The organism is Klebsiella sp. JB_Kp031 (genome assembly GCF_040064295.1).
Lineage (GTDB): Bacteria > Pseudomonadota > Gammaproteobacteria > Enterobacterales > Enterobacteriaceae > Klebsiella > Klebsiella quasipneumoniae.
In genome coordinates this window covers 397,865-421,236 of record NZ_JBEAJW010000001.1, presented here as the reverse complement: position 1 = coordinate 421,236, position 23,372 = coordinate 397,865, and the positions used below count along the sequence as shown (strand labels likewise).

Sequence of the window (23,372 nt, the reverse complement as noted above, 5' to 3'; positions counted from 1 at the left end):
CAATAGTTGCTTAAAAGACGACCAAGGATAACGGCGAAGTTAGCCGATGACAAGAATTAAATGTCAGAATTCGTCTTTCTTTGACCTTAACCACGCAAATCGCGCCACAGAGTGTTGCAATTTTGTTTCTTTGTTAATTTTATCAATTAAATCAACATCATTTACGCGTAAAAATAAATTTATACGCCGCTCGTTTTTCAGAATTACGGGTAGTGTCTTTTGTTTTTTTGCACGTAACTCATTAACTTTATGATAGTAATCGTTTATGTCCCTATCATCAGGCAGGATACTTAACGCAAACTTCATATTCGCTAACGTATATTCATGTGCGCAACATATAATGGTTTCTGCAGGAAGGGCGTTAATTTTCATAAATGATTGATACATTTGCTCTGCGGTGCCTTCGAACAACCTTCCGCAGCCGCCGGAGAACATTGTGTCGCCGCAAAACAGATAAGGTTCGCTGTAGTAACAGATATGTCCTAATGTGTGACCTGGCGTGGAGAAAATGGAAAAATCGTGACCCAGAATTGACAACCGATCGCCATCGTCTACTACCTGAGTAACCCCCTTATCCTGGGTTTCTGCCGGCCCGTAAACCACCAGAGAGGGGAATTTTTCACGTAATTGTTTTACGCCGCCGACGTGATCCTGATGGTGATGGGTCAGTAAAATGGCCTCGGGCTGCCACTGGTTTTCCTCGATTGCCGCCAGAACCGGCGCGGCCTCGCCCGGATCAACGATGATGCAGCGGCCGTGATTCTCAATGAGAACCCAGATGTAGTTGTCCTGAAACGCGGGAATACTGATAAGATTCATAAATTACCTCTAAAGCGTAGCGGAAGGTGGCAATGAAGCCGGCAAGGATACCTCATACAGTGACAGCGCCTGAGCATTGGTCCAGTATGCCGTGGGGCGAATACTATCGCGAAACGCTTGAACAGCAGATGAAGCCATGGCTGGCTAAATTATATGGCTTTCATCTGCTTAAGATTGGCAATCTGAGCGCGGAAATCAATACCGAAGCTTGCGCCATCTCGCACCAGGTGAATGTCTCGCTGGCGGGAAACCCAATGCAGGTCCGGGCCGACCCGCTGCATTTGCCCTTTGCCGAAAAGTCCGTCGACGCCTGCCTGCTGGCGCATACCCTGCCGTGGTGCAGCGATCCGCATCGCCTGCTGCGGGAGGCCGATCGCGTCCTGATCGATGATGGCTGGATGATCCTGACCGGGTTTAATCCGGTGAGCCTGATGGGGTTGCGTAAACTGGTGCCGGTCCTGCGCAAAGGCACGCCGTACAACAGCCGTATGTTTACGCTGATGCGCCAGCTGGACTGGCTGTCGCTGCTCAACTTTGAAGTGCTGCATTATGGGCGTTATCAGGTTTTACCCTGGTCGCGGCATGGCGGCAAACTGCTGAGCACCCATCTGCCGGCGCTGGGCTGTTTGCAATTGATTGTCGCCCGCAAACGGACCATTCCGCTCACCCTTAATCCGATGAAGTCAGGGAAAGCGAAAACCCAGCTGCGGCCAGCAGTAGGCGCCACCCGGCAGTGGCGCAAGGGGCAGAATTAGCTCTCCGGCTGGTAGCCGATGTCGTCCTGAGTGGGATGGGAGGCCGCCGCGCGGGCCAGCTCGTCGCAGCGTTCGTTTTCTGGATGGCCGGCGTGGCCCTTCACCCACTCCCATTTGATCTTATGCTGGCCAAGCGCGGCGTCCAGCCGCTGCCAGAGGTCGACATTCTTTACCGGTTTTTTCTCAGCCGTTTTCCAGCCGCGCTTTTTCCAGTTGTGGATCCACTGGGTGATCCCCTGGCGGACATACTGGCTGTCGGTGCTGAGCACCACTTCGCAATGCTCTTTTAACGCTTCGAGAGCGACGATCGCCGCCATCAGTTCCATGCGGTTATTGGTGGTCAGACGGTAGCCGGCGCTGAAGGTCTTTTCGTGCTGGCGGTAGCGCATGATGGCGCCGTAACCGCCGGGTCCTGGATTTCCCAGGCAAGAGCCGTCGGTGAAAATTTCTACCTGTTTGAGCATCTCTGGTAGACTTCCTGTAATTGAAATCGATTTGTAAACGATAAGTCTGACATAAATGACCGCTATGAGCACTGCAATTACGCGCCAGATTGTTCTCGATACCGAAACCACCGGTATGAACCAGATCGGGGCGCATTACGAAGGACACAAGATCATTGAGATCGGCGCCGTGGAGGTGATCAACCGCCGCCTGACCGGTAACAATTTCCACGTCTATCTGAAGCCCGATCGGCTGGTGGATCCGGAGGCGTTCGGCGTGCACGGGATCGCCGATGAATTCCTGCTGGATAAACCCACCTTTGCCGATGTTGCCGATGAATTTATGGATTACATCCGCGGCGCGGAGCTGGTGATTCATAACGCCTCGTTCGATATCGGCTTTATGGATTATGAGTTCGGTAAGCTGAACCGCGGCATTGGAAAAACCGAGACCTTTTGTAAAATCACCGACAGTCTGGCACTGGCGCGGAAAATGTTCCCCGGCAAGCGCAACAGTCTGGATGCGTTATGTTCGCGCTACGAAATAGATAACAGCAAGCGTACGCTGCACGGGGCATTACTCGATGCCCAGATCCTTGCCGATGTCTATTTGATGATGACCGGCGGCCAGACGTCGATGGCGTTCTCTATGGAAGGCGAAAGCCAGCAGCAGGCGGGAGAGATGGGCATTCAGCGCGTCGTCCGCGCCGCCAGCCAGTTACGGGTAGTTTATGCCTCTGATGAAGAACTGGTGAACCATGAATCCCGCCTCGATCTGGTACAAAAGAAAGGCGGAAGCTGCCTGTGGCGTGCCTGATAACCACTAAAATGGATTAAAAGTAGGCGGTTGGGCGATTTTTGCAGCAAACGATTCAAAACGGTAGAAAAAGCGTTGACGGGGTAGAGGGGAATCCGTAATATTCGCCTCGTTCCCAACGGAACAACAACGCGGAGCGGTAGTTCAGTCGGTTAGAATACCTGCCTGTCACGCAGGGGGTCGCGGGTTCGAGTCCCGTCCGTTCCGCCACTATTCAGAAAGCCTGAATCAGCAATGATTCAGGCTTTCGTCGTTTTCGTCGCCGAATTTCAGCGCGCCTCTTGTTCCTCCTGCATACACTGCATGAATACCCGCATCGCAGGACTGATTGCTTTCCCGGCGTGATGGGCGCAGAGCGCATGGATCGTCAGCGGCGTCTCGCTGAACGGCAGCTCGACCAGCGTCCCGCGTTTGAGTTCCTCCTCTACCGCAAAGCGCGGCAGGAAGCTCACCCCAAGATTGCCCGCCACGCACTGTTTGATGCTTTCAATACTCCACAGTTCGATGGTGTTCTCCATGGTAATGCCGCGCTGGCGCAGGGTACTTTCAAAAATCTGCCGGAACACGCACTGGGGCTCGTTGATGATAAAGCTCAATGGGATATGCTGCCGCGGGCGCAGGAAGTCGACCGGCGCCTGATCGACTGACGCGACCAGCGCCAGCGGCTGCGGGCCAAGTTCCATCATGGTGAGTGCATCATCGTTGCCAACCCGGTAAAACACCCCCAGGTCGACTTCGTCAGCGAGCAGCGCATCACGGATGCTGTAGCAATTGAGCGACTGTAGTGACAGGCGGACCTTCGGGGCGCGTTGCTTAAAACGCTGCAGCACCGGCGGCATTTTGTACGCCAGCAGGGTTTCACCAGTGGCGACGCGAAGTTCGCCGCCGGGTTCATCGTCCTGGCGCGCCGCCTGGCGAATCGACGCCATCACTTTGGTCAGATCGTAGACGTGCGGCAGGACATTCTTACCCGCGGCGGTGAGACACATCCGCCGGCCAATTTTCTCAAACAGCGGGATAGCAAGCTCCTGCTCAAGCTGCTGGATATGAAAGGTTACGGTGGACTGGGTGCAGCACAGTTTCTGCGAGGCGCGCAGAAAGGATCCTTCTTCGACAACCGTTTTGAAAGTGATAAAGCGTCGCAGATCCATATTTCCTCTTTATATCGACATTCTCGAATTCAGAATGAAAAAACATTCATTTTTTTAAATTATCAGCTTCGGGTACTGTCTGCCAGTCAAGAGGAGAAAACACGTGACACCTACCCTGATTAGCGCATTTTTAACTTACACCCTGATCACCGCCCTGACGCCCGGGCCGAATAATATTCTGGCGCTGAGCAGCGTCACCGCGCACGGCTTTCGACGGAGCATGCGGGTTCTGGCCGGCATGAGCCTGGGGTTTGTGATCATCATGCTGATTTGTGCCGGGCTGACGTTCACTCTCGTTACCCTGGATGAGGGGATAACCTCCCTGCTACGCTGGGTCGGCGCAGGGTATATCCTGTGGCTGGCCTGGCACATTGCGCGTAGCGACCCGGCCAGCGGTGGGCAGGAGGAGCGGCCTGTCAGCTTCTGGGCCAGCCTGGGGCTGCAGTTTGTGAATGTAAAAATTATCCTGTACGGCATCACGGCCCTGTCGACCTTTATTCTGCCGGTGACTCGCGAGCCATTCTGGCTGGTGATGATAAGCCTGTTGCTATCAGTAATAGGCGTTGCCGGCAATCTTTGCTGGGCGCTGGCCGGTCATCTGTTTCAGCCGGTGTTCGAACGCCATGGAAGAGGATTAAATCTGCTGCTGGCGCTGCTGCTGGTCTGGTGCGCGGTACGAATGTTTATGGAATGAATTAAGGGAGCGTAACGCTCCCTTGAGGTTATTTATCCTGCGGCAGAGCGGGTTGCCCTTCATTTACCCAGGTCATGAAGATCCGATAACCGATGGCCAGCAGGGTGGCGCCGAGAAACATACCGAGAATGCCGTTAGAGGCCATTCCGCCGAGGGCGCCCAGCAGCACTACCGGCATTGGCGCGTCGACTCCGCGCCCCAGCAGCAGAGGTTTGAGGACGTTATCGGCCATGCCGGCGACGATCAGCAGGATGGTGTAGAAGATATCCATGCCGGTACTGTGGGTGCCGAGACTCCACATTAGCGCAATGGCCGGGGCCGTCACCAGGATCACCGGCACCTGGGCAATGCCGAGGATCAGGGCCAGAATAAAGAAGATCCCGACGGCGGGAATGCTGGCCATCAGCATGATCACACCCACCAGCAGCGCCTGGATCAATGCCACCCCGATGACGCCCTGGGCGACCGCGCGGATGGTGCTGGTACACAGGCGGGTGAGGGTCACGCCTTTATTTTCATCGGTAATACGGATGGCAATACGCTGGGCGCTGATGGCGCCCGCGGCGCCCCAGGCCATCATAATGCCCGAGACGATAAACGAAATAATAAAGCCAATCAGTCCGCCGCCCATGCTGGCTAATATGCTGAGGAACTGTTTGGCAATATCGCCGATTTGCGAACGGTAATTGTTGAGCAGTCCCGGGAGATCCACGGAAGCCCGCATCCACAGGGCGCTAAGCCGCTCGCCAACGATCGGTAAAGAGGCAATTCGTGAAGAGGGCGGGGGAATGGTAAAGCTCTGGCTACCCATCTTGTCAATCATGGCGCTGGCGCTTTCCGCCAGCGAGGTGATCATTAGCACCGTGGGGATAACAATCAGTAAAATACCTAACAGCACCAGCACCAGCGCCACCGACGCCAGTCCCTGTTTTCCCGCTAACAGTCTGGCAAAATACTGATGTAAAGGATAGAGCGCCACGGCCAGAATCAACGCCCAGAGCATCATATTGACGAAGGGAGAAAAGACGGTAAAACAGAATGAGGCCAGCGCCAGAATAAGACCGAACCGAATAAACATATCGAGAAAGCGGGTGACCAGCCGTTTTTCTATTAACTGAAGATTATTATTATCCATTTTCCATTACGCTCATTAAATATTCATACGCCAACGCTCAGCCGGGTTCAACAAAACAAGCTGGCAATAGAAAACTCATGATTTACAAAGCAGAAGTGAATTGAAAATGATCTCCGCCCGTTTGGTTGTGGGGTCTTTTAATGAGTGTAGAATAGAAATGAAAGGCGCCCTGTAAATATTCTGTTGGGCGCTGCAAGAGGAAATTCCGCTTTCTTTTCCCGCAGAAGGGGGGGGGGAAGAAAGCGGAGGGGGATTAATCCAGAGTAAAAGGATCGGCATCGCGCCAGGCGGGGAATTTTTCACGATATTCCTGGAGGGCGCTCAGCGACAGTTCGGCATCAAGACGGGTGGCCTGATGCGGATCGGCAGTGGCGACAATCTCCCCCTGGGGACTGATAACCCGGCTATCACCGCGGTAATGATGACCGTTGCCGTCGGTACCGACCCGGTTACAGCCGGCGACATAGGCCTGGTTCTCGATAGCGCGGGCGACCAGCAGCGACTGCCAGTGCAGGGAGCGCGGCGCCGGCCAGTTGGCAACATACAGCGCCAAATCATAGTCGTTCAGATTACGCGACCATACCGGAAAGCGCAGGTCGTAACAGACCAGCGGCAGGATCCGCCATCCGCGCCATTCAAAGACCACGCGTCGGTCACCAGCCTCATAATGATGGTGTTCATCGGCCATACGGAACAGGTGCCGTTTATCATAATGGTGCACCGTACCGTCGGGCTCGACCAGCAGGAAGCGGTTAACAGCGCCGTGTTCGGTTTGCAGCGCTGCGCTGCCGGCAATCAGCGCCTGGGTTTGCGCCGCCCGGGCATGCATCCACTCCACCACCTCGGCCTCGGGTAAAGACTGTTTTGCCGCTTCCATCGCAAAGCCGGTGGTAAACATCTCAGGTAAAACAATGATATCACGCCCGACAATCCCTTCCAGTTGGCGATCAAAATGGCGCAGGTTGGCAGGGCCGTCCATCCAGACCAGCGGTTGTTGCAACAGCGTAATTTTCAGGCCAGGCACAATGGTCAACTCCATTCTCATGAGGGGGTTAGGTTAACTGTAACACCATATCAGCCTCGCGGCGGTCAGCGGAATATTTTGTTAAAAAAATGCTACTGACAGAAGCCACGGAGGAGGGGGGGACGAAAAAAAGGCGGGGAAAATTCCCCGCCCGGCCTGTGATGTGGTGATTATTTTATTATGCGGCTTCAACGTTGCGAACTTTTTCCGGCAGCTTTACCGGCTTTGTCGCCAGCTCCTCTGGCGCAAAGTCGTCGACGTTAATGCTGCGCAAGCGACTGTGCTCTGCGCGGGTCAGAATAGCGGCTTCTTCCTGATTTATTAATCCTTTGGCCAGCGCGTTGTGTGCCAGCTCATCCAGACGGGTGAACGGCAGGTTTTTACCCAACTCTTTGCAGATCCGCTGGTGGATAGGATCGGCCGCCATCACTTCCAGCAGGGCCTCTTCCAGCAGACCAACCGGGTTATGCTCGCTCGGCGTCAGGTACTGACCGCGACCGATGCGGGAGCGGGTGGCGCTGGGCACCTGCAGAATTTTAGCGACTTTATGGTCCAGCTTATCCGACGGCGCATGATGATGACGACCGGTCGGGAAGATGACCAGCCGCATTACGCCAGCCACCAGACGGTTGGGGAAGTTTTTCAGCAGATCGTCGATGGCCTGCTCGGCCTGATGCAGCGCATCCTGCACCCCCCAGTGAACCAGCGGCAGATCGGCTTCGTTGCGTCCTTCATCGTCATAGCGTTTCAGCACCGCCGAGGCCAGGTACAGCTGGCTTAACACATCCCCCAGACGCGCGGAGATACGTTCGCGACGCTTGAGACTGCCCCCCAGCACCGCCATCGAGACGTCTGACAGCAGCGCCAGGTTCGCGCTCAGGCGGTTCATTTGCTGATAGTAGCGGCGGGTGACGTCGCGGGTCGGCGCGCTGCTGGTGCGTCCGCCGGTCAGGCCCAACCAGAAACTCCGTACTTTGTTGCTGCCGACATGGCCGATATGTTTGAACAGCAGCTTGTCATAGGCGTTCAGGTCGTTGTTCTGCGCGGCGGCCATCTCCTCCAGCACGTACGGATGGCAGCGAATCGCACCCTGACCGAAGATCATCATGCTGCGGGTCAGAATGTTCGCCCCTTCCACGGTAATGGCGATAGGCGCGCCCTGATAGGCCCGGGCGAGGAAGTTGCCTTCGCCCAGCATAATGCCTTTCCCGCCGGTAATATCCATTGCGTCGATAATGGAGCGCTGGCCGCGGTGGGTGCAGTGATATTTCACGATCGCGGAGAGCACCGCCGGTTTCTCGCCGAGCATAATGCCGTAGGTGATAAGCGACGCCGCAGCGTCCATTACATAAGCATTACCGGCAATGCGCGCCAGCGCCTCTTCAATCCCTTCCATTTTACCGATCGAGATTTTGAACTGGCGGCGAATATGGGCGTAAGCCCCGGTCGCCATAGCCACCGATTTCAGGCCGCCGGTGGAGTTGGACGGCAGAGTAATACCGCGTCCCACCGACAGACATTCAACCAGCATGCGCCAGCCCTGACCGGCCATCCCCGGCCCACCAATGATGTAATCGATCGGCACGAAGATATCTTTGCCGCGGGTTGGGCCGTTCTGGAACGGGACGTTAAGCGGGAAGTGACGACGGCCAATTTCCACGCCCGGGGTGGAGGTCGGGATCAGCGCGCAGGTGATGCCCAGCTCTTCTTCTCCCCCCAGCAGACGATCCGGGTCAGAAAGTTTAAACGCCAGTCCCAGCACGGTGGCGATAGGCGCCAGCGTAATGTAGCGTTTGTTCCATGTCAGGCGCATACCCAGCACCTGCTGGCCCTGCCAGTCACCCATGCAGACCACGCCGGTATCCGGAATGGCGCCGGCGTCAGAGCCCGCTTCCGGGCTAGTGAGAGCGAAGCAGGGGATTTCCTGCCCGCGCGCCAGACGCGGCAGATAGTGGTTTTTCTGCTCTTCAGTACCGTAATGCTGCAGCAGCTCGCCCGGCCCCAGTGAGTTCGGGACGCCGACGGTGATCGCCAGAATGCCGGAGACGCCAGAGAGCTTCTGCAGCACCCGCGACTGGGCATAAGCGGAGAACTCAAGCCCGCCATACTCTTTCTTAATGATCATCGCGAAGAAGCGATGCTCTTTCAGATACGCCCACAGCTCCGGCGGCAGATCGGCCATTTCGTGGGTGATGGCGAAGTCGTTGGCCATCCGGCAGGCTTCTTCCACCGGGCCGTCGAGGAAGGCTTGCTCTTCGGCGGTCAGACGCGGCTGCGGATAGTTATGCAGCTTGTGCCAGTCAGGGTTGCCGCGAAACAGATCCCCTTCCCACCAGGTGGTCCCGGCGTCGATGGCTTCTTTTTCAGTACGCGACATCGGCGGCATCACCTTGCGGAAAGCGCGAAACGCCGGTGCGGAAATCATGGATTTACGCATAGGCGCAAAGTTAAACGGCAACAGAATGATCGCCAGCGGCAGCAGCAGCCAGATATTCCACAGACCGGCCGCGCCGAGCGCTGCGGTCCAGGCGAGCAAGATCACGCTGCTGAGCAGCAGGCTGACCCGGTGATAGAAGAGCGCACCGAGTAAAACAACGGTTGCAACAATACTCAAAATCATCATAGAGAAATGCTCCCTGTGCTTGTAGGAGGTCTGACCACTTGTGATGTATTGGTTGTAGTGCATGCTTTTTTATTTAGCAATGTGTTTACAAAATAATTACAACCTTGCTCACATTGTTGTATGCAAAAGCGGCACATAAAATCAAAAGGGCGGGGGATAACGCTGCCTGCTGCTTCTCGCTTCGGCGGCTATCCGGTACACTGCCAGGGTTATTCCACTCATACTGAAGGATTATCCTCATGTACCAGGATCTTATTCGTAACGAACTGAACGAAGCCGCGGAAACGCTGGCTAACTTTCTGCAGGACGAAGCCAATATCCATGCTATCCAGCGTGCCGCTGTCCTGCTGGCGGATAGCTTTAAGGCGGGTGGTAAAGTGCTGTCCTGCGGTAACGGCGGTTCCCATTGCGATGCGATGCATTTTGCGGAAGAGCTGACCGGACGTTATCGCGAAAACCGCCCGGGTTATCCGGCCATTGCGATCTCCGACGTCAGCCATCTCTCCTGTGTGAGCAATGATTTTGGCTATGAGTATGTATTCTCCCGCTACGTTGAATCCGTCGGCCGCGCGGGCGATGTGCTGCTTGGCATCTCCACCTCCGGCAACTCCGGCAACGTTATCAAGGCCATTGAAGCCGCCCGGGCGCAGGGGATGAAAGTGATCACCCTGACCGGTAAAGACGGCGGTAAAATGGCCGGTAGCGCCGATGTTGAAATTCGCGTGCCGCACTTTGGCTACGCCGACCGCATTCAGGAGATCCACATCAAAGTGATCCATATCCTGATTATGCTGATCGAAAAAGAGATGGCGAAAGGCTAACAGGCAGGTGAGTGTGTACTGTTGACGGCGGCCTCGCTTTGGCGCCGTCGTGATTTGTGATGGTGAGGTGATCTATGTGCGAACTGCTCGGGATGAGCGCCAATGTGCCAACAGATATCTGTTTTAGCTTTACCGGGCTGGTACAGCGCGGAGGCGGGACGGGGCCGCATAAAGACGGCTGGGGCATCACCTTCTATGAAGGCAAAGGCTGTCGCACATTCAAAGATCCGCAGCCGAGCTTTCAGTCGCCGATCGCGAAACTGGTCCAGGATTACCCGATTAAGTCCTGTTCCGTCGTCGCGCATATCCGTCAGGCCAACCGCGGGATGGTGGCCCTGGAGAATACGCATCCGTTCACCCGCGAGCTGTGGGGGCGCAACTGGACCTACGCGCACAACGGGCAGCTCAAAGGCTATAAATCGCTGAAAACCGGCAATTTCCACCCGGTAGGTGAAACCGACAGTGAAAAGGCCTTCTGCTGGCTGCTGCACCGCTTAACCGAGCGCTACCCGCGTACGCCGGGCAATATGCTGGGCGTATTTAAGTATATCGCCACCCTGGCGGGGGAGCTGCGTGAGAAAGGGGTGTTCAACATGCTGCTATCGGACGGACGCTATGTGATGGCGTTCTGCTCGACCAACCTGCACTGGATCACCCGGCGGGCGCCGTTCGGCGTGGCAAAACTGCTGGACCAGGATGTGGAGATCGACTTTCAACGCGAGACCACACCCAACGATGTGGTCACGGTTATCGCCACGCAGCCGCTGACGGCCAATGAGACCTGGCATAAGATCATGCCAGGCGAGTGGGCGTTATTTTGTCTCGGGGAGCGTATAGTTTGAGGCCAGCTGCGGCTGGACAACCTCGTGGCTGAGCGGCTTGCTCACCACATAGCGGCCGTCGGTCACTGATACGACCGGCGGTTTGTGGGTCTGCTGGAAATAATCATAGCCAGGCTTCAGCTGTTTCCAGAAATCCGCATAGTAGGAGTATTTGTGGCGTTCCATATTGGCGTTGGTCATGCGGAACGGATAGATACTCACCTGCACGCTTGGCTGACCGAAGACTAAGGCGCCGGTCACGAACTGGAAGATCTCATCGATCCCGCTGTCGGTCATGGCGTAGCAGCCGACTGATACGCAGTCGCCGTGGATCATCAGGTATTTCCCTTCATAACCATGGGCGCGATCGTAGGCGTTCGGGAAGCCGATATTAATCGCTTTATAGAAGCGACTGTCGGGTTTGAGCTGGCTGCGGGTGACGTTATAGAACCCTTCCGGGCTCTTGAAATCGCCCTGGCGCTGTTTCGGGCCCAGGCCACCGGAGTAGTTGCAGATCCGATAGCTGTCGAGGAGCTGGTAGGTCTCACCCATTTTGACGTAAAGGTCGAGCATGCGCTCTTCTTTAAAGATCTCAATGTAAACCGGTGAACCCATTAATTGCTGCTTATATTCTTTGCTAACCGGCGTCGTCGGGCTGTTGCTGCTGAGCAGCCCGGCAAATGACACGCACGGCAGCAGAAGCATCGCAATAAATAATGCGATTTTGCGCATACTGCTTGTTCCTTGATAAAACAAAATAGCCACATTGCCAGGACGGCAAGAGAGACCCGAAATCAGAGTTTTCTGGATTTAGAGCGCTCACATTAGCATCACGGCATTTTTTCGCAAGGGCGACGTGGCGGCGTTTACAATTCCGCCTCACTTTATACCCTGACGGCGACGAAAACACAGTGAGAACTTTGCGCAATAGCTCGCATTTTAGAAGCACTTATCGCCCCTTGCGCTACAGCCGCCGCTCACGAAATGTTACACTTGCGCCGGTTCATCACCAGAGTAAGAAAGGATGCTTCTCTTCCGTCCTGAGCGCTACTGGCGCCGTTTTGCCCTTTCTTCTCTACCATTCTGTCAATAAGCTGGCCCTGGCCTGCGTCGGGGTTGAGGTTACGGATACCTGCTAACGATATGATTAAAATCACGAAAGGGCTGGATTTGCCCATAGCTGGCATGCCATTACAGCAGATTTCTTCCGCGCCAGCGGTGAAGCGCGTCGCGCTACTCGGAGAAGAGTACGTCGGCATGCGTCCCGCCATGGCGGTCAAAGAAGGCGATCGGGTCAAAAAAGGTCAGATCCTGTTCGAAGATAAAAAGATCCCCGGCGTCTGCTTTACCGCCCCGGCGAGCGGGGTCGTCAGCGCGATCCACCGCGGTGAACGGCGCGTGTTGCAGTCGGTGGTGATTGATATCGAGGGCAATGACGCGGTGGCGTTTACCCGTTACGCCGCGGACGCGCTGGCTGAACTGCCGCGCGACACCGTGCAGCAGCAGCTGTTGGCGTCGGGCCTGTGGACGGCGCTGCGCACCCGGCCATTCAGTAAAACGCCGCGCCCGGGCAGCGTGCCGGCCGCTATCTTTGTTAACGCCATGGATACCAATCCGCTGGCGGCGGAGCCGCAGCCGATTATTCTGGCCGAACGGGCCGCTTTCGACGCCGGCCTTACCGTGCTGACGCGTCTGACCGACGGGAAAGTCCACGTCTGCCAGCCCAGCGGCGGTAAGCTCGGCGGTCATCCAGCCGGCCAGGTCTGTTTTAACCAGTTCACCGGGCCGCACCCGGCGGGGCTGCCGGGAACGCATATTCACTTTCTGGAGCCGGTGAGCCTGAATAAGCAGGTCTGGCACCTCAATTATCAGGACGCGATCGCCATTGGTAAGCTTTTCCTTGAAGGTGAGCTGAACTGCGAGCGGGTGATTGCGCTCGGCGGCCCGCAGGTGACATCGCCGCGGCTGGTTAAAACGACGCTCGGCGCCAGCCTGGACGATCTGCTGGCGGGCGAGCTGGAGGAGGGGGAAAACCGGGTCATTTCCGGCTCGGTGCTCAGCGGTACCCGCGCCCACGGCCCCCACGCCTTCCTCGGGCGCTTCCATCTGCAGGTGAGCGTGGTCAAAGAAGGGCGGGAAAAAGAGCTCTTCGGCTGGGTGATGCCGGGCAAAGAGAAGTTCTCGATTACCCGCACTACGCTAGGCCATTTCTTCAAGCGCAAGCGCTTTCATTTCTCCACCGATACCCACGGCGGCGAGCGGGCGATGGTGCCGATCGGCAACTACGAACGGGTGATGCCGCTGGATATCCTGCCGACCATACTGCTGCGCGATCTGCTGGCCGGGGACACCGACAGCGCTCAGGCGCTGGGCTGTCTGGAGCTGGATGAAGAAGATCTGGCGCTCTGCACCTACGTCTGCCCCGGGAAGTATGAATATGGCCCGGCGCTGCGCAGCGTATTAACCCGGATTGAGCAGGAAGGATAAGAGATGGGCTTAAAGCATCTGATTGAAAAACTTGAGCCGCATTTCACGCACGGCGGCAAGCTGGAAAAATATTACCCGCTGTATGAGGCGGCGGCGACCATCTTCTACACTCCAGGCCAGGTCACCCGCGGCGCGGCGCACGTGCGCGACGCCATCGACCTCAAGCGGATGATGATCCTCGTGTGGTTTGCCGTATTCCCGGCGATGTTCTGGGGGATGTACAACGTCGGGCTGCAGACCATTCCGGCGCTACATAAGCTTTACGGCGCCGAACAACTGCAGCAGGCGATCGCCAACAACTGGCACTATAGCGTCGCCCAGTGGTTAGGGGTGAGCTTCAGCGCCGACGCCGGCTGGCTGAGCATGATGACCTTAGGCGCGGTCTTCTTCCTGCCTATCTATATCACTGTCTTTATCGTCGGCGGCTTCTGGGAAGTGCTGTTCGCTATCGTGCGCAAGCATGAGATCAACGAAGGCTTCTTTGTCACCTCGATTCTGTTTGCGCTGATCGTCCCGCCCACGCTGCCGCTATGGCAGGCGGCGCTGGGGATCTCCTTCGGGGTGGTGATCGCTAAGGAGATTTTCGGCGGCACCGGGCGCAACTTCCTCAACCCGGCGCTGGCGGGGCGCGCGTTCCTGTTCTTCGCCTATCCGGCGCAGATCTCCGGCGACCTGGTGTGGACGGCAGCGGACGGTTTCTCCGGCGCGACGCCGCTCTCCCAGTGGGCCAGCGGCGGCGGTGAAGCGCTGGTTAACGTCGCTACCGGCATCCCGGTGAGCTGGATGGACGCCTTCCTCGGCAATATTCCGGGCTCGATTGGCGAAGTTTCAACGCTGATGATCCTGATCGGCGGCGCGATCATTCTCTTTGGCCGCGTCGCGTCCTGGCGCATCGTCGCCGGGGTAATGATCGGCATGATCGCCACCGCCACCCTGTTTAACGTTATCGGCTCCGACACCAACCCGATGTTCGCTATGCCATGGTACTGGCATCTGGTGCTCGGCGGCTTTGCCTTCGGCATGATGTTTATGGCGACGGACCCGGTATCCGCCTCGTTTACTGATAAAGGGAAATGGAGTTACGGCGTGCTGATCGGCGTGATGTGCGTGCTGATCCGCGTGGTGAACCCGGCTTATCCGGAAGGGATGATGCTGGCGATCCTCTTTGCCAACCTCTTCGCACCGCTGTTCGACTACCTGGTGGTGCAGGCCAATATTAAGCGGAGGAAGTCGCGTGGCTGAGAAGAAAAGTAACGATAGCATCGGCAAAACGCTGCTGGTGGTGCTGGTGCTTTGTCTGGTCTGCTCCATCGTAGTAGCGGGCTCGGCCGTCGGGCTGAAATCCCGCCAGCAGGCGCAGCGGGCGCTGGATAAGCAGCGTAATATCCTGGCGGTGTCCGGCCTGATGCACCCCGGCATGGATGCTGATGCGGTCGCCGACACCTTCGCGGCGCGCATTTCGCCGCGACTGGTGAATCTGGCGACCGGTGAGCTGCTGGAGAAAGACCCGTCAAAATTCAATCAGGCCCAGGCGCTGAAGGATCCGCAACAGAGTATGGCGCTGGACGCCAGCCAGGATCCGGCCGGGATAAAACGCCGCAGTAATCTGGCGGAAATTTACCTGGTGCGTGACGCGCAGCAGAAGATTGAGCAGGTGGTGCTGCCCATTTATGGCAACGGCCTGTGGTCGATGATGTATGCCTTCGTGGCGCTGGACGTCGATGGCCGCACGGTAAAAGGCATTACCTACTATGACCAGGGCGAAACGCCGGGGCTGGGCGGCGAAGTGGAGAACCCGAACTGGCGCCAGCAGTTTGTCGGCAAGCAGGTGCTGGATGACAACGGCATGCCGGCGCTGAGAGTGGTCAAAGGCGGCGCGCGCGCTGGTGACCTGCATGCGGTTGATGGCTTATCGGGCGCCACGCTGACGTCAAATGGCGTACAGCACAGCTTCGATTTCTGGATGGGTGAACTGGGCTTTGGTCCGTTCCTGAAAAAGGTGCGTGAAGGAGGGCTGAACAATGGCTGAACAGAGCGATATGAAAGAGGTGAAGCGCGTGCTGGTGGGCCCGCTCATTGCCAATAACCCCATCGCCCTGCAGGTGCTGGGCGTCTGTTCCGCGCTGGCGGTCACCACTAAACTGGAAACCGCCTTCGTGATGACCATTGCGGTAACCCTGGTGACGGCGTTCTCCAGCATGTTTATCTCGATGATCCGCCACCACATTCCCAACAGCGTGCGCATCATCGTGCAGATGGCGATCATCGCCTCGCTGGTTATCGTGGTGGATCAGCTACTGCGGGCTTTCGCCTATGAGACTTCCAAGCAGCTGTCGGTATTCGTCGGGCTTATCATCACCAACTGCATCGTGATGGGCCGCGCCGAAGCTTACGCCATGAAGTCGCCGCCGCTGGCCAGCTTTATGGACGGTATCGGCAACGGTCTCGGCTACGGCGCGATCCTGATTATCGTCGGCTTCCTGCGCGAGCTTATCGGCAGCGGCAAGCTGTTCGGGATCACGGTGCTGGAGACGGTGCAGAACGGCGGCTGGTATCAGCCGAACGGCCTGTTCCTGCTGGCGCCGAGCGCGTTCTTCATTATCGGTTTGCTGATCTGGGCCCTGCGTAGCTGGAAGCCTGAACAGCAGGAAAAGGAGTAATCGATGATGGCTCATTACATTAGCCTGTTTGTCCGCGCGGTGTTCGTTGAGAACATGGCGCTGGCCTTCTTCCTCGGGATGTGTACCTTCCTCGCGGTGTCGAAAAAGGTCTCCACCGCCTTCGGCCTCGGCGTTGCGGTGACGGTGGTGCTGGGTCTTGCCGTACCGATCAACAACCTGGTGTATAACCTGGTGCTGCGCGACGGCGCGCTGGTGGAAGGGGTGGACCTCAGCTTCCTGAACTTCATCACCTTTATCGGGGTGATCGCCGCGCTGGTGCAGATCCTCGAGATGATCCTCGATAAGTACTTCCCCGCGCTATACAACGCGCTGGGGATCTTCCTGCCGCTGATTGCAGTTAACTGCGCGATTTTTGGCGGTGTGTCGTTCATGGTGCAGCGTGATTACAACTTCCCGGAATCCATCGTCTACGGCTTCGGCTCCGGCATCGGCTGGATGCTGGCGATTGTGGCGATGGCGGGGATCCGCGAAAAGATGAAGTACGCCAACGTGCCTGCCGGCTTGCGCGGGTTAGGGATCACCTTTATCACCACCGGGTTGATGGCGCTGGGCTTTATGTCCTTCTCCGGCGTGCAGCTATAAGGGCGAATAAGTATGGAAATTATTCTTGGCGTCGTGATGTTCACGCTGATTGTGCTGGTGCTGTCGGGGCTTATCCTGGCAGCGCGCTCAAAGCTGGTGAACGCGGGCGACGTGGTTATTGAGATCAATAACGAAGCGGATAAGCAGATCCGCACCCCGGCGGGGGATAAGCTGCTGAACACGCTGTCGAGCAACGGGATTTTTGTCTCCTCCGCCTGCGGCGGCGGCGGCTCCTGCGGCCAGTGTCGGGTGACTATCAAAGAGGGCGGCGGCGATATCCTGCCGACCGAGCTTTCGCATATTACCAAACGTGAAGCCAAAGCCGGCTGCCGTCTGGCTTGCCAGGTCGCGGTGAAGCAGAACATGAGGATTGAGCTACCGGAGGAAATCTTCGGTGTGAAAAAATGGGAGTGTGAAGTTATCTCCAATGATAACAAAGCCACTTTCATTAAAGAGCTCAAGCTGCGGATCCCGGAGGGGGAGGTGGTGCCGTTCCGCGCGGGGGGCTATATTCAGATCGAATGCCCGCCGCATAAAGTGGCCTATGCTGACTTCGATGTTCCGGATGAATACCGCTCGGACTGGGACAAGTTCAACCTGTTCCGCTACGTCTCTGAGGTGAAAGAGCCGACCCTGCGCGCCTACTCGATGGCTAACTATCCGGAAGAGAAGGGCATCATTATGCTCAACGTGCGCATTGCGACGCCGCCGCCGAAGGTGCCGGATGCCCCGCCGGGGATCATGTCGTCCTATATCTGGTCGCTGAAGCCGGGCGATAAGGTGACGATTTCCGGGCCGTTCGGCGAGTTCTTTGCCAAAGAAACCGACGCTGAGATGGTGTTTATCGGCGGCGGCGCCGGGATGGCGCCGATGCGTTCGCATATTTTCGACCAGCTCAAGCGCCTGCACAGCACACGCAAAATCAGCTTCTGGTACGGAGCGCGCTCGCTGCGCGAGATGTTCTACGATGATGAGTTTGAACAGCTGGCGCGGGATAACCCGAATTTTACCTTCCACGTCGCGCTCTCCGATCCGCTGCCGGAAGATAACTGGACGGGGCATACCGGCTTTATCCATAACGTTCTGTACGAGAACTATCTGCGCGATCACCCGGCGCCGGAAGACTGCGAGTTCTACATGTGCGGGCCGCCGGTAATGAATGCCGCGGTGATTAAGATGCTGAAGGACCTGGGCGTCGAGGACGAGAATATTCTGCTCGACGACTTTGGAGGCTGACGATGCTGACGGTGTTTGTCGCAACCTTTGTGATTTTTGCGTTGGTGATCCTCGGGATGTCGCTGGGCTACCTGGTGAAGCGCAAGAGCATTCAGGGCAGCTGCGGGGGGATCTCCTCGCTGGGGCTGGAGAAAGTCTGCGACTGTCCTGAGCCCTGCGACGCGCGTAAGAAACGTCTCGCCCGCGAGGCGCAGCGCCAGCAGCGGCGTATTTTGTAATCTTTGGCCATTTTGGCCCGGAGGCGCTGCGCTTGCCGGGCCTGCTGCTTCGGTTTTGTAGGCCGGGTCAGGCGCAGCCGCCACCCGGCATAAAGCGGCTCCGTGCCCGGTGGCGCTGCGCTTGCCGGGTCTGCTGCTTCGGTTTTGTAGGCCGGGTAAGGCGCCAGCCGCCACCCGGCAACAACATGCCAGCAATGTGAGGCCGCTTTCGCGGCCTTTTTTCTCCCTTTGCGCCCTTACTGCCAGCTTTTCGCCTGCGCCGGGGAATCAACCATCACGCCGTCAGCGCCCAGCGCCTTCGCCGTGCGGTAATCTTCCGCACTGTTGATGCCGAAGAAGATAATGTGCGCTTTGCCCTGCGAGCGGAAGCAATCCATCGCCTCTTTATCCCAGGTGAGCGTCGCCGGGGAGATCCCTTCTCCAAGGGTGAATTTCTCCACCACCTCTACCTTGCGCTTCAGCTCCAGCCCATACCACTGTTCGCCTTCGCGCTGGCTGGCAGGTTGGCACTGATGGCTGAGCGAAATACTGGCGAGCCTGGTGCGGGTTTCGCTACGGGTGACGAAGCGGGGAATAGCCGGTGGCAGCGCGGCGATATAGCGGTCTTCGGTGGAATAGACCCGTACGCGATTGAGGCTGTGCGTGGCTTTTAACACCGCAAGCAGGCGCTCGCCCATCACGGTCGGGTCGGCATCAGGAGATTTAATGTCGATGTAGAAGAACGTGTGCGGCAATTGCTGCAAAACGGCTTGCAGCGTGGGAATGGTGGCCAGCTTGCCACGCCAGGGGTGGCTGTCATCACCCCATTTCCAGCCGGCATCGACTTTCGCCAGCTCGGCGGCGGTCAAACTGGAAACTTTGCCCTCGCTATTGGTCAATGCGGAAAGATCGCTTGACCGGTAGAGCACCGGCACGCCGTCGCGGCTTAACTGCACGGTGACCCAGATGGCCTCAGCGTTATTCTCCAGCGCCAGCTTGATCGCTGGCAGGGTATTTTCCGGCGCATCGCCGGTGCCGCCGCGGTGGGCAATCAGCTGTGGGGCTGCCCAGGCGCCGGCGGTGGCCAGCAGGCAAAGTGCGGTAAGTATTTTCTTCATGATTACACCTTCCAGATTCATTGGTTAACTTTATGAAAATAAACATAATTCATTGCATTTTTATGTTTTGACCGCTTTTTTAGCCGATGAAATAAAAAAAGCATCAAATTCGCAGCGAGTTTTGCTATGCTGTATGGGTATACAGTGTTGAGTCTGACGATGCGTAAAATTATCCATGTCGATATGGACTGTTTCTTTGCGGCGGTGGAGATGCGCGACAACCCGGCGTTGCGCGATATCCCCCTCGCAATAGGCGGCAGTCGGGTACAGCGTGGCGTGATTAGTACCGCGAACTATCCTGCGCGCAAGTTTGGCGTGCGCAGCGCTATGCCGACGGCGACAGCGCTCAAGCTGTGCCCGCATCTCACACTGCTTCCCGGCCGCTTCGATGCCTACAAAGAAGCCTCGAACCATATCCGCGAAATTTTCTCCCGCTACACCTCGCGCATTGAGCCGCTGTCGCTGGATGAAGCCTATCTTGACGTCAGCGACAGCGTGCATTGTCACGGGTCGGCCACCCTGATAGCCCAGGAGATCCGCGAAACCATTGAACGGGAGCTGCGCCTCACCGCCTCGGCGGGGGTCGCGCCGGTAAAGTTTCTTGCCAAAATCGCCTCTGACATGAATAAACCCAACGGCCAGTTCGTTATCGCTCCCCATCAGGTGGCTGAGTTTGTGCGGGCGCTGCCGCTGGCGAAAATACCCGGCGTCGGGAAGGTATCGGCAGCGAAGCTGGAAAATATGGGCCTGCGTACCTGTGGCGATGTGCAGAACAGCGATCTGGCCATGCTGCTTAAGCGCTTCGGTAAATTTGGCCGTATTTTGTGGGAGCGTAGCCACGGGATTGATGAGCGGGAAATCCATAACGACCGGCAGCGCAAGTCGGTGGGCGTGGAGCGCACCCTGGCGGAAGATATTCACGAATGGCCGGAGTGCGAAGCGATAATCGAAAACCTCTACCCGGAGCTGGAGCGCCGGCTGGCGAAGGTTAAACCGGACCTGCTGATCGCCCGTCAGGGGATTAAACTGAAATTCAATGACTTCCAGCTGACCACCCAGGAGCACGTCTGGCCGCGGCTGAACAAAGCGGATCTGATTGCCACCGCGCACAAGGCCTGGGATGAGCGCCGTGGCGGACGTGGCGTGCGTCTGGTTGGGCTCCACGTAACGCTGCTCGATCCGCAGCTGGAAAGGCAGCTTTTATTAGGGATTTAACCATGCACATTCGCCCTTACCACGACAGCGATTTGCCACTGCTCTGCCAGATCTTTCTGCGCGCGGTGCGGGAAACGGCCAGCCGGGACTATACCCCGGCGCAGATTGCGGCCTGGGCGCAGGTGGATGAGACGCGCTGGCGGCAAAAGCTGGCTGATTCAATCGGGCTGGTGGCGGAAGTAGAGCATCAACCGGTTGGCTTTATCACCGCCATCGGGACGCATATCGATTTACTCTTCGTCTCGCCGGATCATGGCCGGCAGGGTATCGGCGGCGCGCTTATCGAGGCGCTCTGCGCTCAGTATCCTGCGCAAATCCTGACGGTGGACGCCAGCATTACGGCAAAACCCTGTTTTACAGCCCATGGCTTTAAGGTGGTGGCTGAGCAGCGGGTAGCGGCGCGCGGAGAGTGGTTTATTAACTACCGGATGGAAAGCGCGGGTCGCTAAGGTGAGGCGGGTGAAAAACCGGCGGCGGACTGCCGCCGGTGGTGGTGCTTATTTAGCCGGAATGGCTTTCAGCAGCTCGGTCAGCAGCGTCCAGTACTGGCCGACGCTTTCGATATGTACCTGCTCATCCGGAGAGTGCGGACCGGTAATGGTCGGCCCGATGGAGACCATGTCCATTTCCGGATACGGTTTTTTGAACAGGCCGCATTCCAGACCGGCGTGGATGATCTGGATGTTCGGCGTCTTGTTGAACAGACGCTGATAGGTCTCGCGCACCAGGTGCATCACCGGCGAATTGGCGTCCGGTTGCCAGCCAGGGTAAGCGCCTTTGGCTTCGGTTTTCGCCCCCGCCAGCTTACCCAGAGAATCCAGCATGCTGACCACGTAGTCTTTGCCGCTGTCGATCAGCGAGCGGATCAGGCAGTGGATCTGTACGTTGTCATCGGTCATGGTGACGACGCCGACGTTCAGCGAAGTTTCCACTACGCCTTTCGCCACGTCAGAGTTGCGGATAACCCCGTTTGGCGTGGCGTTCAGCAGGCGGATGAAACCGTCGCGGGAAGCCTGAGTCAGCGCCGCTTTGTCGTTATCGACCGCTTCCACGAGCACCACCAGGTTCTTCTCTTTGGCCTCCAGCTCGTTTTTCAGCAGCGCCTGGTAAGTATTCACCAGCGCTTTCAGCGCATCGGCTTTATCCGCGGCGACGGCGACAGTAGCGTAAGCTTCACGCGGGATGGCGTTGCGCAACGTGCCGCCGTTGAAATCGACCAGACGCAGATCCAGCTCATCGGCGTGGCCGGCGAGGAAGCGCGACAGCAGCTTGTTGGCGTTACCCAGACCAAGGTGAATATCACCGCCGGAGTGGCCGCCTTTCAGCCCTTTTAAGGTGACTTTAAAGCTCTGGAACCCGGCCGGAATCGCTTCGCGGGTCAGCGCCAGGTTAGAGGTGAAATCGATCCCGCCGGCGCAACCCATGTAGATTTCGCCTTCTTCTTCGGAGTCGGTGTTGATCAGGATATCGGCCTGCAGCCAGTTGGCCTGCAGACCGAAGGCACCGTCCATGCCGGCTTCTTCGGTCATGGTCAGCAGCACTTCCAGCGGGCCGTGAGCGACGCTGTCGTCGGCCAGTACCGCCAGTGCGGACGCCATCCCGATACCGTTGTCCGCGCCCAGCGTGGTGCCGCGCGCTTTCACCCATTCGCCGTCAATGTACGGCTGAATCGGATCTTTGGCGAAGTCGTGGACGGTGTCGTTATTTTTCTGCGGCACCATATCGAGGTGCGCCTGCAGCGCTACCGGCTTACGGTTTTCCATACCGGCAGTCGCGCCTTTACGAATCAGAATGTTGCCAACCTGGTCGCGTTCCGCGTGTAAGCCTTTTTCTTTTGCCCAACCCATAATGTGCTCGGCGAGCTGTTCTTCGTGATAGGACGGGTGCGGGATGGAGCAAATCTTGGCAAAAATATCCCAAAGCGGCTGCGGGGATAGTTGAGACAGTTCAGACACGGTAAGTCTCCTTACAGACTCCTGCATACAGCGGTTGCAGGACGAGGGTTAGCGTTAAAATACACAACAAGCCCGGGCTTGCGCGATGGGGTTGAGAATACCACTTTCCACCGCCGCAGGTAGTGTAAACAACGCAAAAAGCGTTGCGCAAACCGCTTAACACTGGTTTTTAGTGCGTCAGATCTCTATAATCTCGCGCAACCATTTTCCCCCTCGAACATTATTTAAGCCGTATTACACAGGCTGGGACACTTCACATGAGCGAAAAATACGTCGTCACCTGGGACATGTTGCAGATTCACGCCCGCAAACTGGCCAGCCGTCTGCTGCCGGTTGAGCAATGGAAAGGCATTATTGCCGTTAGCCGCGGCGGACTGGTACCGGGAGCGTTACTGGCGCGTGAACTGGGCATTCGTCATGTTGATACCGTATGCATCTCCAGCTACGACCATGATAACCAGCGCGAGCTGAAAGTGCTGAAACGTGCGGAAGGCGATGGCGAAGGCTTTATTGTTATCGACGATCTGGTGGATACCGGCGGGACCGCTGTGGCGATCCGCGAAATGTATCCCAAAGCGCACTTTGTCACCATTTTCGCCAAACCGGCAGGCCGTCCGCTGGTTGATGATTACGTGGTTGATATTCCGCAGGATACCTGGATTGAACAGCCGTGGGATATGGGCGTGGTGTTTGTACCGCCTATCGCAGGTCGTTAATTCTTCAGGACAGTGCTATTTACCACGCCCGGCTTGCCGGGCGTGGTTTTTTTTATCCTTTAGCAGGTTACAATATCCGGAG

The 23,372-nt window shown here is 57.2% G+C and carries 24 protein-coding genes and 1 tRNA gene; 16 read left to right on the top strand and 9 right to left on the bottom strand.

The features are described from left to right. Positions 1–63 precede the first annotated feature (63 nt). Positions 64–819: a hydroxyacylglutathione hydrolase gene (gene gloB, locus ABLV64_RS01980; protein WP_004204618.1), complete on the bottom strand. Its 756-nt coding sequence runs from the start codon at positions 817–819 to the stop codon at positions 64–66. Between the two features lie 32 nt (positions 820–851). Between gloB and ABLV64_RS01975 the strand changes: the two genes are divergently transcribed. Next, positions 852–1,574, top strand: a complete 723-nt coding sequence (locus tag ABLV64_RS01975; protein ID WP_004204619.1) for a class I SAM-dependent methyltransferase — start codon at positions 852–854, stop codon at positions 1,572–1,574. Here the strand turns inward: ABLV64_RS01975 and rnhA are convergent. Beyond that, positions 1,571–2,038, bottom strand: coding sequence for a ribonuclease HI (rnhA, locus tag ABLV64_RS01970; protein WP_004204620.1), 468 nt, complete (start codon positions 2,036–2,038; stop codon positions 1,571–1,573). The two genes, ABLV64_RS01975 and rnhA, sit on opposite strands and share 4 nt — an antisense overlap. Positions 2,039–2,102: 64 nt before the next feature. Here rnhA and dnaQ point away from each other — a divergent pair, with 64 nt between their 5' ends. Beyond that, positions 2,103–2,834 carry a DNA polymerase III subunit epsilon gene (dnaQ, locus tag ABLV64_RS01965; RefSeq protein WP_004204621.1) on the top strand — a complete coding sequence of 244 codons (732 nt, stop codon included), beginning with the start codon at positions 2,103–2,105 and terminating at the stop codon, positions 2,832–2,834. A 133-nt stretch (positions 2,835–2,967) separates the two neighbouring features. Further along, positions 2,968–3,044: transfer RNA gene (locus ABLV64_RS01960), tRNA-Asp, on the top strand. Positions 3,045–3,103: 59 nt separating this feature from the next. Here ABLV64_RS01960 and ABLV64_RS01955 read toward each other — a convergent pair. Next, positions 3,104–3,985 (bottom strand): LysR family transcriptional regulator, encoded by an 882-nt coding sequence (locus ABLV64_RS01955; RefSeq protein WP_012968890.1) that lies wholly within the window; start codon positions 3,983–3,985, stop codon positions 3,104–3,106. A 103-nt stretch (positions 3,986–4,088) separates the two neighbouring features. Here ABLV64_RS01955 and eamB point away from each other — a divergent pair, with 103 nt between their 5' ends. Beyond that, entirely contained in the window at positions 4,089–4,679 is a 591-nt protein-coding gene (eamB, locus tag ABLV64_RS01950; RefSeq protein ID WP_348843142.1) for a cysteine/O-acetylserine transporter, read from the top strand. Positions 4,680–4,707: 28 nt separating this feature from the next. On the opposite strand, the gene ABLV64_RS01945 is transcribed toward eamB, so the two are convergent. From ABLV64_RS01945 to fadE, 3 genes are all read right to left on the bottom strand, one after another. Beyond that, complete coding sequence (locus tag ABLV64_RS01945; RefSeq protein ID WP_165708276.1) at positions 4,708–5,814, bottom strand: AI-2E family transporter; 1,107 nt, start codon at positions 5,812–5,814, stop codon at positions 4,708–4,710. 253 nt (positions 5,815–6,067) lie between these two features. Further along, positions 6,068–6,838 (bottom strand): amidohydrolase, encoded by a 771-nt coding sequence (locus ABLV64_RS01940; RefSeq protein WP_087832618.1) that lies wholly within the window; start codon positions 6,836–6,838, stop codon positions 6,068–6,070. Positions 6,839–7,016: 178 nt separating this feature from the next. Beyond that, positions 7,017–9,461 (bottom strand): acyl-CoA dehydrogenase FadE, encoded by a 2,445-nt coding sequence (gene fadE / locus ABLV64_RS01935; RefSeq protein ID WP_348843141.1) that lies wholly within the window; start codon positions 9,459–9,461, stop codon positions 7,017–7,019. A gap of 239 nt (positions 9,462–9,700) precedes the next feature. Between fadE and lpcA the strand changes: the two genes are divergently transcribed. Both lpcA and ABLV64_RS01925 read left to right on the top strand, forming a co-directional pair. Beyond that, the gene (gene lpcA, locus ABLV64_RS01930; protein WP_004145825.1) at positions 9,701–10,282 is read left to right on the top strand and encodes a D-sedoheptulose 7-phosphate isomerase; all 582 of its coding nucleotides are present in this window, start codon (positions 9,701–9,703) and stop codon (positions 10,280–10,282) included. Positions 10,283–10,356: 74 nt separating this feature from the next. Beyond that, positions 10,357–11,124, top strand: a complete 768-nt coding sequence (locus ABLV64_RS01925) for a class II glutamine amidotransferase (protein ID WP_004204630.1) — start codon at positions 10,357–10,359, stop codon at positions 11,122–11,124. Here ABLV64_RS01925 and dpaA read toward each other — a convergent pair. Beyond that, complete coding sequence (gene dpaA / locus ABLV64_RS01920; protein WP_002889699.1) at positions 11,095–11,835, bottom strand: peptidoglycan meso-diaminopimelic acid protein amidase; 741 nt, start codon at positions 11,833–11,835, stop codon at positions 11,095–11,097. The two genes, ABLV64_RS01925 and dpaA, sit on opposite strands and share 30 nt — an antisense overlap. Positions 11,836–12,246: 411 nt before the next feature. Here dpaA and ABLV64_RS01915 point away from each other — a divergent pair, with 411 nt between their 5' ends. Genes ABLV64_RS01915 through nqrM form a run of 7 tightly spaced genes read left to right on the top strand, consistent with a single transcriptional unit; the run spans position 12,247 to position 18,307 of the window. After that, the gene (locus tag ABLV64_RS01915) at positions 12,247–13,590 is read left to right on the top strand and encodes a Na(+)-translocating NADH-quinone reductase subunit A (RefSeq protein WP_117131387.1); all 1,344 of its coding nucleotides are present in this window, start codon (positions 12,247–12,249) and stop codon (positions 13,588–13,590) included. Positions 13,591–13,593: 3 nt separating this feature from the next. After that, positions 13,594–14,832, top strand: coding sequence for an NADH:ubiquinone reductase (Na(+)-transporting) subunit B (locus ABLV64_RS01910; protein WP_004204634.1), 1,239 nt, complete (start codon positions 13,594–13,596; stop codon positions 14,830–14,832). Further along, positions 14,825–15,619, top strand: coding sequence for a Na(+)-translocating NADH-quinone reductase subunit C (locus tag ABLV64_RS01905; protein WP_049003844.1), 795 nt, complete (start codon positions 14,825–14,827; stop codon positions 15,617–15,619). The genes ABLV64_RS01910 and ABLV64_RS01905 overlap by 8 nt, the downstream gene beginning before the upstream one ends. Continuing rightward, positions 15,612–16,250 carry an NADH:ubiquinone reductase (Na(+)-transporting) subunit D gene (locus ABLV64_RS01900; RefSeq protein ID WP_002889716.1) on the top strand — a complete coding sequence of 213 codons (639 nt, stop codon included), beginning with the start codon at positions 15,612–15,614 and terminating at the stop codon, positions 16,248–16,250. The genes ABLV64_RS01905 and ABLV64_RS01900 overlap by 8 nt, the downstream gene beginning before the upstream one ends. A gap of 6 nt (positions 16,251–16,256) precedes the next feature. Then, positions 16,257–16,853, top strand: a complete 597-nt coding sequence (gene nqrE / locus ABLV64_RS01895) for an NADH:ubiquinone reductase (Na(+)-transporting) subunit E (protein ID WP_004177335.1) — start codon at positions 16,257–16,259, stop codon at positions 16,851–16,853. 12 nt (positions 16,854–16,865) lie between these two features. Next, complete coding sequence (gene nqrF, locus ABLV64_RS01890; protein WP_348843140.1) at positions 16,866–18,089, top strand: NADH:ubiquinone reductase (Na(+)-transporting) subunit F; 1,224 nt, start codon at positions 16,866–16,868, stop codon at positions 18,087–18,089. A gap of 2 nt (positions 18,090–18,091) precedes the next feature. Next, positions 18,092–18,307 carry a (Na+)-NQR maturation NqrM gene (nqrM, locus tag ABLV64_RS01885; protein WP_004204638.1) on the top strand — a complete coding sequence of 72 codons (216 nt, stop codon included), beginning with the start codon at positions 18,092–18,094 and terminating at the stop codon, positions 18,305–18,307. A 236-nt stretch (positions 18,308–18,543) separates the two neighbouring features. On the opposite strand, the gene ABLV64_RS01880 is transcribed toward nqrM, so the two are convergent. Further along, entirely contained in the window at positions 18,544–19,404 is an 861-nt protein-coding gene (locus tag ABLV64_RS01880; RefSeq protein ID WP_130944954.1) for a glycerophosphodiester phosphodiesterase family protein, read from the bottom strand. Positions 19,405–19,563: 159 nt separating this feature from the next. Between ABLV64_RS01880 and dinB the strand changes: the two genes are divergently transcribed. Together dinB and ABLV64_RS01870 are read left to right on the top strand one after the other, a co-directional pair. Continuing rightward, positions 19,564–20,619, top strand: a complete 1,056-nt coding sequence (gene dinB, locus ABLV64_RS01875) for a DNA polymerase IV (protein ID WP_004204641.1) — start codon at positions 19,564–19,566, stop codon at positions 20,617–20,619. Positions 20,620–20,621: 2 nt separating this feature from the next. Beyond that, the gene (locus ABLV64_RS01870) at positions 20,622–21,068 is read left to right on the top strand and encodes a GNAT family N-acetyltransferase (protein WP_023319792.1); all 447 of its coding nucleotides are present in this window, start codon (positions 20,622–20,624) and stop codon (positions 21,066–21,068) included. Between the two features lie 48 nt (positions 21,069–21,116). Here the strand turns inward: ABLV64_RS01870 and pepD are convergent, their stop codons facing one another. Further along, a complete protein-coding gene (pepD, locus tag ABLV64_RS01865; RefSeq protein WP_042937963.1) occupies positions 21,117–22,574 on the bottom strand; it encodes a cytosol nonspecific dipeptidase in 1,458 nt (485 codons plus the stop codon). A 257-nt stretch (positions 22,575–22,831) separates the two neighbouring features. On the opposite strand from pepD, the gene gpt reads away from it, so the two are divergent. Further along, entirely contained in the window at positions 22,832–23,290 is a 459-nt protein-coding gene (gene gpt / locus ABLV64_RS01860; protein ID WP_002889733.1) for a xanthine phosphoribosyltransferase, read from the top strand. Positions 23,291–23,372 lie beyond the last annotated feature (82 nt).